Origin of the sequence: Salirhabdus sp. Marseille-P4669, from assembly GCF_900240405.1 — a bacterium.
In the GTDB taxonomy this organism is placed as follows: Bacteria; Bacillota; Bacilli; order Bacillales; family Alkalibacillaceae; genus OEQK01.
This window is the reverse complement of the sequence record NZ_OEQK01000002.1, coordinates 409,827-423,836: the sequence shown is the minus strand read 5'-3', so window position 1 is coordinate 423,836 and position 14,010 is coordinate 409,827. Positions and strand designations below refer to the sequence as shown.

Below are 14,010 nucleotides of genomic sequence, written 5' to 3'. Positions count from 1 at the left end.
GAAGTAAGCTTTCCGAATACGTTAACAGTAACAAAGGAATTACAATTCATTATCATTTTTATTACCACTCTCCCTTAAATGAATGTGTAAAAGTTAATAATTAGGAAAGAATGCTATACTAGCTGAAAGGAGGTCATCCCTAATGAGAAAATTGGCTTATGTAATTGGTACATTGCTTATCGTAATAGCCTTCGTCTATGGATACAATAACAACATGAATAATAATGAGAGCGTAGAAAAAGTAGATGATCCAAAAGCGATCGAAACAGCTGGACATTCATACGTACAAAAAGACAGCTCTCTGTTAGTTGAGAGGCTAGATGAAGTATTACGTACACTCGAAAAACTAGAAAAAACAGTATCCGATTCTCCTATCGATGTGAAAGCAATTCATAAATCAGGAAGTTTATTAGAGGAAAAATGGGATGTCATCGAAAAACAAGTAGAAGAGATAGATAAAGCTAGTTATATGTATATTGAAGAAACGCTTTATCCTTTAATTGCAGAAGCAAAGAAGGACAGCCCTAATGTAGAAAACATGAAGGCATTAATGAAACAAACGCAGGAAAGACTTATAAAGTTTAAAGAGGAAGTAGCAACGTAGAGTAGTCCTTTTTTCGTGGAGTTTTGTCTAATTAGACAAAGCTCTTTTTTTACGCTTATTTAAAAATGATTGGAACATTTTTATTTACACTCCGATATTTATGCATTATAATAAATCGTAATCATTACTATTTAGGTATTACATAGTACAAAAAGGGAGAGAAAACATGTTACGTAAAAATACGTTTATTTTTGGTCTTTCTTTACTGATGATTTCAACAGTAGTTGGCTGCAAAGCACTTGAGAAAAACACCTCCACTGACACAGAAAGCCAAAAAGTTAAAATTTATACAACCATTTATCCTTTAGCTGATTTCACACAAAAAATAGCTGGCGATCTGGTTGATGTAGAAAGCATCATACCCTCAGGGACGGATTCCCATACGTTTGAGCCGTCGTCTAAACAAATGATTGAAATCGCACAAGCAGATGCCTTTATTTATAATGGATTCGGTTTGGAACCCTATGCAGAGACAATAACGGATGCACTTCATAAAGAAGATACGCTCATGATCGAAGCTACAAAGAGTGTTGAAACCATTCAGCATGAACACAATCATGCTGTAGAGGTTTCTACTGATTTACATGAAGAGGAAGAACATGACCTCGAACATGCGGAGGAGTCTACTTCTTTTGATTATGATGATCATGGCCATAGCCACGGAGATATGGATCCACACGTTTGGCTTGATCCCTATCGTTCCATAACCGTTGCTTCTAACATACGTGATTCTTTAGTAGAACTTATGCCTGAAGCAGAAGACACATTCAATCAAAACTTTGAAGCATTGAAAAAGGAATTAGAAGCACTAGACAAAGAGTTTCATACTTTAATAGAATCGAAGGAAAATCCACAAATGATTGTATCACATGCAGCATATGGATATTGGGAGGAGGCATATGGAATTCAACAAATTGCAATTACTGGAATTTCACCAACGGATGAGCCTTCCCAGAAGGAATTAGAAGAAATCATTAAACTAGCCAATGATTTGGAGATATCTTATCTTATATTCGAGAAAAATGTCTCCCCAAGTGTCGCTCGTGTTATCCAGGATGAAATACAAGCCGAACCACTTTACCTTAACAACCTTGAAACATTAACGGAGGAAGATATGGAAAATGGAGAGGATTATTTTAGTTTAATGCGGAAAAATTTAGAAACATTGGATTTGGCACTAGATTAAAACAACTACTAAGCAAATGCTGGCATGAATGTTATGCCAGCTTTATTAATTCCCAAACACAAGCTTTACTTAAAAAACTCCTCATCCAAAATCGAGTACAATTTTAAATCATGATGTTTTCCTTTACTAAACAAACCTTTTCTAATGGTTCCTTCATAGCTCATGCCAATTTTTTGCATTACACGCTCGGAACCAATATTGTCTTGTAAACATCGTGCCTCCATTCGAACTAGGTTTTTCTCCCTACTTTTTCTTTTTAAAATCATCCAAATAATCCTTTTGAAAACTCGTAGATATAAAATCGGTGTCATCTGTTACTTTACTTTTAACGAACAGATTCTTGCCGTACTTTTCATTCAGTTTATCTACAGCTTCATATAACTTCTCATTTTTCGCTTCGTTCTCATACGTAAATAAGTCAAGCTGTTGGGTTAATTCATCCTTTTCCACTAGGTTTGTTGCTGTAACTCCTAACAGTCGAATTGCTTTTTGATTCCAGTTCGCATGAAACATCTCTTTCGCAATGAGAAAAATATCCTCGCTTATCTCGACATAGTCACTCAATTGTTTGCTACGGGTAATGGTTTTCCTGTCAAAGTAGCGAATGGAAATTTGGATATTTTCAGCGACTACACCTTTACGCCTCATCCTGTTTGCCACTTTTTCTGATAAAGATGCTAATAACTTTTCAATTTCTCTCTCATCGGTTGTATCGTATGGTAGGGTTTGGGAATTGCCGATGCTTTTAAAGTCACTAACTGCCTCTGGATCGACTGGGCGGGGATCATAGCCATTCGCTCTACTATGAAGACGCTCTCCGTTTATTCCAAGTAATGCTTTAAGCTCGTAAACATCCGTATTCGCTAAATCCCCAATTGTCTCAATATGAATATTGCGCAGCTTTTGAGCCGTTTTTTCCCCAACTCCGTACATTTCATGTATAGGTAATGGCCATAGCTTAGTTGATAGCTCCCGTTTTCTAAGGACGGTTATACCAAGTGGTTTTTTCATATCTGAAGCCATTTTTGCTAAAAATTTATTGGGAGCAATGCCAATACTACACGGTAGGTCTAATTCATTTTTTAGTCGTTTTTGTATGCTTTCTGCGATTTCAATTGGTGTTCCCAAATGGGCACATTCCGTAATGTCCATATATCCTTCATCTATGGATACAGGCTGCACATATGGGGTTATATCCGCTAAAATTTGGAACATATTACTCGATGCCTCGCGATAACGGGGAAAATTCGGTGTCATGACAATTAAATTAGGGCATAGCTTTCTAGCTTGCCATAAGGGCATTGTCGTTTTTACACCCTTTGCCCTTGCTTCATAGCTGCTCGTTACGACAATTCCTTTACGTTCTTCAGGATTACCTGCAATCGCTAACGGTTTTCCCTTTAAATCTGGGTTATAGGCAGCTTCCACAGATGCATAGAAACTATTCATATCAACATGAAAAATGATCCGACCCTTCGTAGGAAATCGTTTCGACATATTAACACCTTTTTCTAATGGAACGTTCGTTCTAATATAGTATAAATAGTTTATCATAGAATCCTTCTATTTTATAGGTTACACTCTTTTTAGGAAAATTCTTATGTGACAAAATATAAAAATAACTCTATAATTAGTTGATAGTATCCAAAAACATACAAATTTTACATCATATTAGGAGGATGTCACCATGAGTAATGTCGATACCATGCGGAATATGCATACGGCTAAAAAGAATACCTTAATGACAGGAACCATGTCCGTTTCACTCGTTGCAGGATTGGGATTAGCTATTACCCAAAGCAACTATTTTTCCGCAAGTATATATGGAACCGAATTATTGTTATTATGGGGTTCTTATTTCATACTTCAAACCATGCTAAAAAAGGCAACTATATTACCTTATCTATTGGTTATCATTGCATATGGCATGTGTTTTATAAGTATCGTATTTGATAGTAGTAGTGTTTCGTTATTATTTATTTTATCCTTTTTAACCGTTTTTTCTGCTATCCACTTAGATACAAAAATATTTCTAGAAGGATATATACTAGGATTCATTGTCCTATTCACTAATCAATTTTTAGCAGTTGAATTTAAAGCTGTTCTTCAAGCGTATTTTCCGACGTACTTACTTGTTTATTTATTAATAGGTGTTATTTTCTTTGTCATCATGCACTTAAATAAAAAGAAGGATTTAAAAATACAGGAGCTTGTTCGAAAATCTGAAGAAGAAGCGGCAATCAAGGAAGTGCAAAAGCAACGATTAGAACAAAACGTAGCTACTATTGTAGAAAACATTTCTACGATTAATGAGCATTTACAAATCAATGTGAAATCACAAAGTGAAATGTCTGCCACTATTAATGAAATTTCTGCAGGAAGTCAGTCTCAGACGGAGCAAATTGCAGATATTTCTAGTAATACAAGTCTTACGAAAATGAATATGGAAGAAGTTGAAAAGAGTTCTGTTGCTCTGTATGAAGAATCTAGCGAGGCCAAAAAGCAAACATATGAAGGGAAGGAAAAGATTGAAGAGCTTTCAAACAACATTTCCCATTTAGAAGCAATCATACAAGACTTATATGTTTCCTTTAACGAGCTTACTAAAAAAATTGAAGAAACCAATACATTTGCGGATTCGATCAAAGATATTACCGATCAGACAAATTTATTAGCATTAAATGCTTCTATAGAAGCTGCTAGAGCTGGTGAATATGGAAAAGGATTTGCAGTTGTTGCAGAGGAAATTCGAAAATTAGCAGTCGTAACAGGACAAACAACGGAAAAGATAACGAATAATCTTCTTTCCCTTAATCAAAGTAATGAAAGAGCAATTGAACAAATGGAACAAAGTGAATCTACACTCAAAAATAGTGTAGCTTCCACCTATCAAGTTGCAAATTACTTCAACCATATTACCGGTACCCTTGATGAGTTAAATGGAGGATTAGAAAACTTTACACAATTAGCAAATAATGTCTTAATTCAAACGAATGGTGTAGAAAGCTCTACGAACGATCTTGCCACTATAATCGAGGAAACGTCTGCAAGTCTAGAAGAAATAAATGCAACGGTGGACACGCTAAATAATGACAATCAAAAACTTTCTACGTTAATGGAAGCGACAGCATCAGAAGCATTAGCAATCAAAGATAATTTTAAAGAAAATAAATAATTAGTAAAATGCATGCTACTAAAAAATAGTAGCATGCATTTTTTAAGTCTTAGTTTGCAACCTCTTTCATAATGGATGCGATGAGTTCTGCCACTTTTACGAGCTCTTCAATTGGCATTTTCTCATCTGTTGTATGAATCTCTTCATAGCCTACAGCTAAATTGACAGTAGGAATACCAAGTCCTGCAATCACATTTGCGTCACTACCACCACCACTTTGACGAAGTGCAAAGGTGCGGCCAATCTGTTCTACTGCTTTTTTCGCAATTTCCACAACTTGTTCTCCTTCTTGATGTTTAAATCCAGGATACATGACTTTAACATCTACATCTGCACTTCCGCCCATTTCTTTAGCTGTTTCTTCAAATGCTTCTTTCATTTTTTGTACTTGCGCTTCCATTTTTTCAGGTACTAGCGATCTTGCTTCTGCTAATATTTCTACATAGTCACAAACAACGTTCGTTGCTCCACCACCTTCAAAGCGTCCAATGTTCGCAGTGGTTTCTTCATCAATTCGGCCTAATGGCATTTTGGCAATTGCTTTTGCAGCCATAGTGATGGCAGATATACCCTTTTCTGGTGCTACACCAGCATGTGCCTTCTTCCCAATCACTTTCGTAAAGATTTTAGCCTGTGTAGGTGCAGCAACTACAATATCTCCCACTTTACCATCACTGTCTACTGCATAGCCATATTTCGCTCTTACTAAAGATGCATCCAATGCTTTCGCACCAACTAGTCCAGACTCTTCCCCAACTGTAATGACAAATTGAACATCACCATGTTCGATATTGTTTTCTTTTATGTTTCGAATTGCTTCGAACATAGCTGCAAGGCCAGCTTTATCATCAGCACCTAGTATTGTTGTTCCATCAGATACAATGTAGCCATCGCGAATAGAAGGTTTAACACCTACACCTGGAGCAACCGTATCCATATGGGAAGTGAAGTAGATGGTATCCACATTGTCTTTATTACCTTTTAACGTACAAACTAAATTATTTGCCCCAAATCCAGTCTGTTCTTTTGCATTGTCTTCTTGAATTTCTAAGCCAAGGTCTGTAAATTTTTTCTTTAACACTTCCGCAATTTTCGCTTCGTTTTTTGTTTCTGAATCAATTTGAACTAGCTCTAAAAATTCATTTACTAACCGTTCCTCATTGACTTTTGCCATGATGATTCCTCCTTATGTATATACATTAGTATGTTCACAGAAAACGCGAATATAGTCAATAAAGTAAACTTATAATGGAATATTTCCATGTTTTTTTCGTGGTCTTTCTTCTTTTTTATTTTTCAACATATCCAAGGAACGTATTAGTGCCTGCCTCGTTTCTCGTGGATCAATCACATCATCCACCATTCCTAGGCTAGCTGCAACATATGGATTGGCGAATTTTTCTCGATATTCTTGAATTTTTTCTTGTCTCGTTTGCTCTGGATGCATGCTTTCGTTTATTTCTTTTGCGAAAATAATATTTGCTGCACCTTCTGGACCCATTACGGCTATTTCTGCATTCGGCCATGCATAAACAAGATCTGCTCCAATCGATTTACTATTTAATGCAACATAAGCCCCGCCATATGCTTTTCTTGTGATTACTGTAATTTTCGGTACAGTGGCTTCCGAATACGCATAAAGAATTTTGGCACCATGGCGAATAATACCACCGTGTTCTTGCTTTATCCCTGGGAAGAAGCCTGTTACATCCTCAAATGTAATGAGTGGGATATTGAAACAATCACAAAAACGAATAAAGCGAGATGCCTTATCACTAGAGTCTATATCTAGACCACCTGCTAAATATTTAGGTTGATTACAAACTAATCCAACCGTTTGGCCTTTTATACGAGCGAATCCTACAACGATATTTTTTGCAAAGTCTGGGTGAATTTCAAAGAAGGAATGACGATCAACAACTTCCTCAATAATGACTCTTACATCATAAGGACGAATTGGATCAAATGGTATTAAATCGGTTAAATTCGGTAAATAATCATCTTGATCTTCATCTACCGGTACGATAGGGGTTTTCTCTTCGAAGTTATTCGGTAAATAGCTAATTAATTTTTTCACATAATCTAGTGCTTGCTCTTCGTTCTTTGCCTTTAAATGGGCATTACCGCTTTTCGTATTATGGACAGATGCTCCTCCTAAGTCCTCAGAAGATATTTTCTCACCAGTTACGGTCTCAATAACCTTTGGACCTGTAATAAACATTTGGGAGGTTTCTTCTACCATAATGACAAAATCGGTTATCGCTGGAGAATAAACCGCTCCACCTGCACTAGGTCCCATAATAACGGAAATTTGCGGAATCACACCAGAATAAATAGAATTGCGATAAAAAATATGACCGTATCCATCTAATGAAGCCACGCCCTCTTGAATACGTGCTCCACCAGAATCATTTAACCCGATAAAAGGGGTTCCATTTTTTGCTGCAAGGTCCATAACGGCTGCGATTTTCTTCGCATGCATTTCCCCTAATGCCCCACCAAACACCGTAAAGTCTTGAGCAAAAAGATAAACATCTCGACCAGCTATTTTCCCATAACCTGTAACAACACCCTCACCAGGAGCAGGTTTGTTGTTCATTCCGAAATCGTGCGTACGATGCTCCATAAATGGATTTAATTCCACAAATGAACCGTTATCGAGTAAATATTCCATTCGCTCACGGGCAGTCATTTTTCCTTTTTCCCGCTGTTTTTGGATTTTGTCATCTCCACCACCTAGCTCTACTTGACGACGTTTATCATAAAGTTCATTAATGCGATCAAATATGTCCAAGTCTTATTCCTCCCCTTTATATTCACAAAGTTCATATAATACTCCATTGGCTGCTTTAGGATGGAGAAATGCAATTTTTGAATCATGTGCCCCAGGTTGTGGTGTATCATGAATGAGCTCTACCTTTTGCTCTTTATAATATTTTAATCTTGCTTCTATATCCTCTACCTCAAAAGCAATGTGGTGAATGCCTTCCCCTCTTTTTTCAATATATTTATAAATCGTTGATTGTTCATTTATCGGTTCTAATAATTCAATAGAGGTATCACCAATTTTCAAAAAGGCTACTTTAACACCTTCTGTAGGTACTTCTTCAACACGAGATAAGTGTAAACCTAATACGTGATGATAAAAATGAATGACATCATCAATTGATTTAACAGCAATCCCAATGTGAGCAATTCGTTTAGGAGATTGAGCTATCGATTGACTTGAAGGTGTTATCAATTCTTTTATATAAGACGCTATTGCATCGGTTGTTGAGCCAGGAGTAAATACTTTTTTAATCCCTCTTTCCTCTAGATATGGGATGTCCTCGGCTGGGATAACTCCTCCCCCAATAACGAAAATATCATCTGCATTTCTCTCCCTTAATTGCTCTACAACTTTCGGAAATAATGAACGATGTGCTCCAGAAAGGGAAGAAAGGCCAATGACGTCCACATCCTCCTGTATAGCAGCCTGTGCAATTTGTGCTGGTGATTGACGCAAACCAGTATAAATAACCTCCATCCCATGGTCTCTAAGAGCCTGCGCAATTATCAAAGCGCCACGGTCGTGGCCATCTAGTCCTGGCTTAGCAACTAATACTCGTATTTTCTTATCCATTCTATCACTCTCCCCTCGTTGATTATCCGATATATTCCCCAAATTGTTTACGTAATACATTACAAATTTCACCAACAGATGCATACGCTTTCACTGCATTTAAAATGTATGGCATTACATTTTCCGTATTGGAGCTTGCTGCTTTTTCTAACGCTTGTAAGCTTTGTTGAACCTCTTCTATGTTCCGTTTTTCTTTTCGTTGGGATAACGTATGAATTTGTTCTATTTCCAGCTGTTCATCTACTTTTAATAGGTCTGGATTGATTTCTTCTTCCACTTGGAATTTATTCATTCCTACTACTATGTCTTCCTGACTCTCCATTCGTTTTTGGGCTTCATAAGCTGCCTGATGAATTTCCCGCTGCATGTATCCATCTTCAACCGCTTGCACAGCACCACCAATATCAGCTATTTTTTCTAAATAACGCTTAATTTCTTCTTCCATTTCATTCGTTAATGTTTCTATATAATAAGAGCCACCAAGAGGGTCCACTGTATCTGCTACACCACTTTCATTAGCAATAATTTGCTGAGTACGTAGGGCAATTCGAGCAGACTCTTCGGTCGGTAACGCCAATGCTTCATCCCTTGAATTTGTATGGAGACTTTGCGTACCACCTAACACTGCAGCAAGCGCTTGCAAAGTTACTCGAACAATATTATTATCAGGCTGTTGAGCCGTTAAGGTCGATCCTCCTGTTTGGGTGTGAAAGCGTAGCTTCCAGCTTTTCGGATCTTTAGCACCAAAATGTTCTTTCATGATTTTTGCCCAAATTCTTCTAGCAGCTCTAAACTTTGCAATTTCTTCAAAGAAGTTATTATGCGCATTAAAGAAAAAGGCAAGCCTTGGTGCAAATCGATCTACTTCTAATCCCTTTTCCAGAGCAGCATCCACATAGGCCATCCCATTCGCTAATGTAAAAGCTACTTCTTGGACTGCCGTAGAACCAGCCTCACGAATATGATAGCCAGAAATACTGATTGTGTTAAATCTCGGAACATGCTCCTGACAATATTCAAAAATATTCGTAATTAACCGCATCGATGGCTTCGGTGGGAAAATATATGTTCCTCTAGCAATATATTCTTTTAAAATGTCGTTTTGAATGGTACCCGTTAGCTTCTCCTTTGGAACACCTTGCTTCTCCCCTACTGCTATATACATGCATAATAAAACAGATGCTGGTGCATTTATGGTCATGGATGTACTCACCTTATCGAGTGGAATTCCATCAAATAAATCCTCCATATCGTGTAACGTATCAATTGCAACCCCTACTTTTCCAACTTCTCCTTCTGCCATAGGATCATCGGAGTCATAACCGATTTGTGTCGGTAAGTCAAAAGCAACAGATAATCCAGTTTGACCTTGGTCTAACAAATATCGAAAACGTTTATTCGTTTCTTTCGCTGAACCGAAGCCTGCATACTGTCGCATTGTCCAAAATCTACTCCGGTACATGGTGGGTTGTATACCCCTTGTATATGGATATTGCCCTGGAAATCCTAAATTTTCGACATATTTTTCTGTTTTTTCATCTGGTTCATATAACGGTTCAACCACAATATCAGAGCTTGTGGTAAAGGTTTGTTTTCGCTCAGGAAATCGTTTGAGATTCTTTTGAACATCATGGCTCCACTTATCCTTTGCACTATTATATTTGTCCATCTGTTTTTCTACCTCCTTGAAGTCTCTCTAAACTATTTACATTCGATAAAAAGAGTAATTATTCCTACCAATTTATTCAATAAAAATATAAACTTGTCCTAATCTTTGTTTCCTTGTAAAATATGTATAGAAGTAATGGAGGGGGATTTTGAACGATGGCGAATCAGAAGAAGAAAAAGAATAACATTTCTGCTCAACAAAAACCAAGAAAATCGAAACGACAAAAACGTATTCAAATAGTAGTTTGGTTGATGATTTTATCCATGCTTGCGAGTGTCTTTTTAGCAGGAGCTTCCATGTTCTTATAATATATTTAAGTCATAAAAGAAGGCAATGCACGATTATCTGCATTGCCTTCTTTTTATATATCACTCTTTTTAAAAGTACGTTTAATGATTAAGTATTGCTCCATTTCATTAAGTAGAGTAAATAAGTTTGCTCTTGATTCGAATTCTTCTCTCGTTTGCGGCAATTCGTTTGACCGAAAAGCTTCCCGCATTTCTTTTAATTTATTAAGGTAAAGAATCGCGGTATTTCCCGGATGAATACCATCTGCTAGGTTCTCGATAAACGTTGCCATTTCCTTTGATTGTTTATTAACTGTTGTAATTCGGCTAATAAGCGCAAGCATTCGTTCCAGTATTTCAAACTGTTTCGTCCTCATTTGAAAATAATGATAATAAGGGTGATGATCTCGTAAAAGGTGGTTTTCGATATCTCGATACGCGAGACCTTTCGCACGATCCAACAATTCAGCAGTTTCCGGAAATTCTTCACCTGACCATTTGTCATCTCCTGTAGCTAAAAATCTAGCCATTTCTTTTAGAATTTTACCGAAATTTTCTTCAACCTTTTGCTGCACAATACGTAAATCATGCTCTAAGCTTGGCATATACAAATTAAATAGTAAGGCTGTACCTAACCCAACAACAATCAATACAAATTCATTTATAACTAAATTCAGGGTAATATGTTGAGATCCATACAAATGTAAGATGATAACAGAACTCGTCACAATTCCTTCTGTTACATTTAGCTTAACAGTTGTTGGAATAAAAATTAATAATAAAAGAGCAATCGATATAGGATGATAGCCAAGTAATTCAAATATTATAAAGGAATAAACAATTGCCGTCATACAAGCTGCAAAACGGTACCATGCATGAAGTACAGACTTTTTTCTTGTTGTTTTTATACATAAAATGGTTAATATACCAGCTGATATATAGTTTTCCAAGCTCAACAATTGGGCTATAAATATAGCTACTGGTGTCCCTAATGCTGTTTTCAGCGTTCGATACCCAATTTTCAAAATGGTTGTCTCCCTTTAACACGTGTTAAAGAAAGTATATGATTTTTTTCGTGTTTTTAAAAGAGAAAATTTTCATCTCTCTATTTTGCTTTGCTAAAGGGGAGCAGATGTTAAGGAAAATAAAAAAACATGTAATTTTCATAAGAAAATTACATGTTCCATCCATTAAACTTCTTCACAATATTCATCAAATAGATTTTGTAGCTTGTTCACTACTTCATGTGCTTCTGAAGATTCAATCTCATGACGCTCTACCATTTTTACAATCTTACCGTCTTTTAATAATGCAAAAGATGGTGAAGATGGCGGATAACCTTCAAAGTACTCTCGAGCACGAGCAGTTGCATCTTTGTCTTGTCCAGCGAATACTGTATATAAATGATCAGGACGCTTATCATAATTAATAGCATTTGCAGCTGCAGGTCTTGCAATACCACCCGCACAACCACATGTAGAGTTTACCATTACTAATGCAGTCCCTTTATTTTTTAATGCCTCATCTACTTCTTCTGGTGATGTTAGCTCTTCATAGCCAGCACGAGTAATTTCTTCTCTTGCTTTTCCAACTAGGTCTTCCATATAAAGACTGAAATCCATCAAACATAACCCCTTTATGAAAATGTATTTGTATTCACATCTTATCAACTTTTACCTATTTGTTCAAATTATAGGCTTATTTTAATCGTTTTCACAAAAAAAGAAGCAGACCCATAATTGGTGTCTGCCCTAACCTTCCATTAACTCTGAGTATTCTCGGAATTATTACCCATTCCTCCACCTAAAATACCTGCTAGAGGTGCAAATTTAGATACAACATTGCCCATTTTATTACCCTTTTTCATACTATAATATGCTGCTGCTCCAATCCCAACGGAAGCAAGTACAGGTAACCAAGTTCGATTCCTTTGCATCCCTATTCACCCCCTCTGTTACAGTTTCCCCACCTTTGTTTAAAACATTTTCATAATAACGATTAAGTTCCTGTATGTTTTGTGAAAATAAGGAAAAGTACGAGCAAGGATTTCGCCCGATATAAAAACTGTGCATTTTGGAGAAAGTTTGGAGAAGTTTTTTCGAGAATGAGGCGTAGTTAACTACTTTAAATTGCAAAAATGTTATAAGCCAAAAACGGAAGTGTCATTTCCATTTTCGGCTTATTTCAATCTCTTGAATTAATATACAGATGTATTGTCTTTTGACATATTTTCTAATATTTTTTTTACTCGTTTTAAAAACTGACCACAAATAAGCCCATCTAAAATTCGGTGGTCTAACGATAAACAAATATTAACCATGTCACGAGCAGCAAACATTCCATCAATAATAACAGGACGTTTCACAATGGATTCAATTTGTAAAATTGCTGCTTGTGGGTGGTTGATAACACCCATTGATTGGACCGAACCAAAGGAACCGGTATTATTCACCGTGAAAGTGCCACCTTGCATGTCAGCAGAAGATAACCCACCACTTCTAGCTTTATTTGCCAACGTAACAATATCCTTCGCAATACCTTTAATGCTCTTCTCATCCGCATTTTTTATGACAGGTACGAAAAGCTCTTGGTCTTTAGCCACTGCAATGGAAAGATTAATATCTTTACGTTGAATAATCTTATCTCCAGCCCATGTACTATTTAATTGCGGGTATTCCTTTAATGCTTGTGCGACCGCTTTTACAAAGAATGCAAAGTATGTTAGGCTAAATCCTTCTTTTTGCTTAAATTCCTGTTTCATACTATCTCGAAGTTCTACTAGGTTTGTAACATCTACCTCAACCATCATCCACGCATGTGGAATTTCCGTTTTGGATCGAACCATATTTTGAGCAATTGCTTTCCGAACACCTGTTACCGGAATTTCAATATCACCAGTTTCAGCTGTAGGAGCCTTAGCTCTTAAAGGTGCTGATTGCTTCACTGGTTCTGAAGCCGTTTCCTGTTGAACAGATGTTGGTTTATCGGTCGTTGGTTTCGGAATGTTACCACTATCGATAATTGCTTCTATATCTTTTCTCGTAATTCTTCCTCCACGACCAGAGCCATTTACGTGCGTTAAATCAATATCATGCTCTTGTGCAAGACGTAATACTGCAGGGGAAAACCGTTTTTTCATCGGTTGTTCTTCCTTCTCAGATACTGCTTCTTGCTCAGTATTGGTTGAATCCGTTGGTTCACTTGAAGCCTTAGACTCATTGCTACCTTCCACTTCTATGTAGCACATTAATTCTCCAACAGCTATTGTTTCGTCCTCTTTCGCTACAATTTCTTTTATAATTCCCGAAAAGGATGATGGTACCTCTGCGTTAACTTTATCCGTTAACACTTCAGCTATTGGATCATATTTATTTACCGTATCCCCTTCTTTGACTAACCAACTGCTTATTGTTCCTTCTGTTACACTTTCACCAAGCTGGGGCATTGTAATTTTTTCAATAGCCATT

Annotated in this window: 13 protein-coding genes and 1 pseudogene; 4 read left to right on the top strand and 10 right to left on the bottom strand. The window is 36.8% G+C overall.

Annotated features, from left to right (window positions below):
* The first annotated feature begins 142 nt into the window (after window positions 1–142).
* Window positions 143–604 carry a hypothetical protein gene (locus tag C1A05_RS05150; protein ID WP_102027109.1) on the top strand — a complete coding sequence of 154 codons (462 nt, stop codon included), beginning with the start codon at window positions 143–145 and terminating at the stop codon, window positions 602–604.
* A 166-nt stretch (window positions 605–770) separates the two neighbouring features.
* On the top strand, window positions 771–1,790 hold the full coding sequence (locus C1A05_RS05145) for a metal ABC transporter solute-binding protein, Zn/Mn family (RefSeq protein ID WP_102027108.1): 1,020 nt from the start codon (window positions 771–773) through the stop codon (window positions 1,788–1,790).
* 65 nt (window positions 1,791–1,855) lie between these two features.
* On the opposite strand, the pseudogene C1A05_RS05140 reads toward C1A05_RS05145, so the two are convergent.
* Together C1A05_RS05140 and C1A05_RS05135 are read right to left on the bottom strand one after the other, a co-directional pair.
* A pseudogene (locus tag C1A05_RS05140) lies at window positions 1,856–2,026 on the bottom strand (GNAT family N-acetyltransferase); the annotation flags it as partial.
* Between the two features lie 7 nt (window positions 2,027–2,033).
* A complete protein-coding gene (locus C1A05_RS05135) occupies window positions 2,034–3,287 on the bottom strand; it encodes a DNA polymerase IV (RefSeq protein ID WP_102027370.1) in 1,254 nt (417 codons plus the stop codon).
* A gap of 190 nt (window positions 3,288–3,477) precedes the next feature.
* Here C1A05_RS05135 and C1A05_RS05130 point away from each other — a divergent pair, with 190 nt between their 5' ends.
* The gene (locus C1A05_RS05130) at window positions 3,478–4,965 is read left to right on the top strand and encodes a methyl-accepting chemotaxis protein (protein ID WP_102027107.1); all 1,488 of its coding nucleotides are present in this window, start codon (window positions 3,478–3,480) and stop codon (window positions 4,963–4,965) included.
* Between the two features lie 49 nt (window positions 4,966–5,014).
* Here the strand turns inward: C1A05_RS05130 and C1A05_RS05125 are convergent, their stop codons facing one another.
* From C1A05_RS05125 to C1A05_RS05110, 4 genes are all read right to left on the bottom strand, one after another.
* Entirely contained in the window at window positions 5,015–6,139 is a 1,125-nt protein-coding gene (locus tag C1A05_RS05125; RefSeq protein ID WP_102027106.1) for a M20/M25/M40 family metallo-hydrolase, read from the bottom strand.
* A gap of 69 nt (window positions 6,140–6,208) precedes the next feature.
* Window positions 6,209–7,759 (bottom strand): acyl-CoA carboxylase subunit beta, encoded by a 1,551-nt coding sequence (locus tag C1A05_RS05120; protein ID WP_102027105.1) that lies wholly within the window; start codon window positions 7,757–7,759, stop codon window positions 6,209–6,211.
* Window positions 7,760–7,762: 3 nt separating this feature from the next.
* Window positions 7,763–8,587: a methylmalonyl-CoA epimerase gene (gene mce / locus C1A05_RS05115; RefSeq protein WP_102027104.1), complete on the bottom strand. Its 825-nt coding sequence runs from the start codon at window positions 8,585–8,587 to the stop codon at window positions 7,763–7,765.
* Window positions 8,588–8,609: 22 nt separating this feature from the next.
* Complete coding sequence (locus tag C1A05_RS05110) at window positions 8,610–10,256, bottom strand: acyl-CoA mutase large subunit family protein (protein ID WP_102027103.1); 1,647 nt, start codon at window positions 10,254–10,256, stop codon at window positions 8,610–8,612.
* Window positions 10,257–10,411: 155 nt separating this feature from the next.
* Here C1A05_RS05110 and prli42 point away from each other — a divergent pair, with 155 nt between their 5' ends.
* A complete protein-coding gene (gene prli42, locus C1A05_RS05105) occupies window positions 10,412–10,564 on the top strand; it encodes a stressosome-associated protein Prli42 (RefSeq protein ID WP_102027102.1) in 153 nt (50 codons plus the stop codon).
* 53 nt (window positions 10,565–10,617) lie between these two features.
* Here prli42 and C1A05_RS05100 read toward each other — a convergent pair whose 3' ends face one another.
* The 4 genes from C1A05_RS05100 to C1A05_RS05090 all read right to left on the bottom strand — a co-directional run bounded on the left by C1A05_RS05100 (window position 10,618) and on the right by C1A05_RS05090 (window position 14,009).
* Window positions 10,618–11,571, bottom strand: a complete 954-nt coding sequence (locus C1A05_RS05100) for an aromatic acid exporter family protein (RefSeq protein WP_102027101.1) — start codon at window positions 11,569–11,571, stop codon at window positions 10,618–10,620.
* A 162-nt stretch (window positions 11,572–11,733) separates the two neighbouring features.
* A complete protein-coding gene (locus tag C1A05_RS05095; protein WP_102027100.1) occupies window positions 11,734–12,165 on the bottom strand; it encodes a BrxA/BrxB family bacilliredoxin in 432 nt (143 codons plus the stop codon).
* Between the two features lie 140 nt (window positions 12,166–12,305).
* Entirely contained in the window at window positions 12,306–12,479 is a 174-nt protein-coding gene (locus C1A05_RS17970) for a hypothetical protein (RefSeq protein ID WP_159462002.1), read from the bottom strand.
* Window positions 12,480–12,740: 261 nt separating this feature from the next.
* Window positions 12,741–14,009, bottom strand: coding sequence for a dihydrolipoamide acetyltransferase family protein (locus C1A05_RS05090; protein ID WP_102027099.1), 1,269 nt, complete (start codon window positions 14,007–14,009; stop codon window positions 12,741–12,743).
* Between the last annotated feature and the right edge of the window lies 1 nt (window position 14,010).

What these genes read in the sequence shown, in the direction of transcription:
- C1A05_RS05150 (WP_102027109.1), top strand. Translation starts at nt 143, where the DNA reads ATGAGAAAATTGGCTTATGTAATTGGTACATTGCTTATCGTAATAGCC.
- prli42 (WP_102027102.1), top strand. Translation starts at nt 10,412, where the DNA reads ATGGCGAATCAGAAGAAGAAAAAGAATAACATTTCTGCTCAACAAAAA.
- C1A05_RS05090 (WP_102027099.1), bottom strand. Translation starts at nt 14,009, where the DNA reads ATGGCTATTGAAAAAATTACAATGCCCCAGCTTGGTGAAAGTGTAACA.
- C1A05_RS17970 (WP_159462002.1), bottom strand. Translation starts at nt 12,479, where the DNA reads ATGCAAAGGAATCGAACTTGGTTACCTGTACTTGCTTCCGTTGGGATT.
- C1A05_RS05135 (WP_102027370.1), bottom strand. Translation starts at nt 3,287, where the DNA reads ATGTCGAAACGATTTCCTACGAAGGGTCGGATCATTTTTCATGTTGAT.
- mce (WP_102027104.1), bottom strand. Translation starts at nt 8,587, where the DNA reads ATGGATAAGAAAATACGAGTATTAGTTGCTAAGCCAGGACTAGATGGC.
- C1A05_RS05125 (WP_102027106.1), bottom strand. Translation starts at nt 6,139, where the DNA reads ATGGCAAAAGTCAATGAGGAACGGTTAGTAAATGAATTTTTAGAGCTA.
- C1A05_RS05145 (WP_102027108.1), top strand. Translation starts at nt 771, where the DNA reads ATGTTACGTAAAAATACGTTTATTTTTGGTCTTTCTTTACTGATGATT.
- C1A05_RS05095 (WP_102027100.1), bottom strand. Translation starts at nt 12,165, where the DNA reads ATGGATTTCAGTCTTTATATGGAAGACCTAGTTGGAAAAGCAAGAGAA.
- C1A05_RS05110 (WP_102027103.1), bottom strand. Translation starts at nt 10,256, where the DNA reads ATGGACAAATATAATAGTGCAAAGGATAAGTGGAGCCATGATGTTCAA.
- C1A05_RS05130 (WP_102027107.1), top strand. Translation starts at nt 3,478, where the DNA reads ATGAGTAATGTCGATACCATGCGGAATATGCATACGGCTAAAAAGAAT.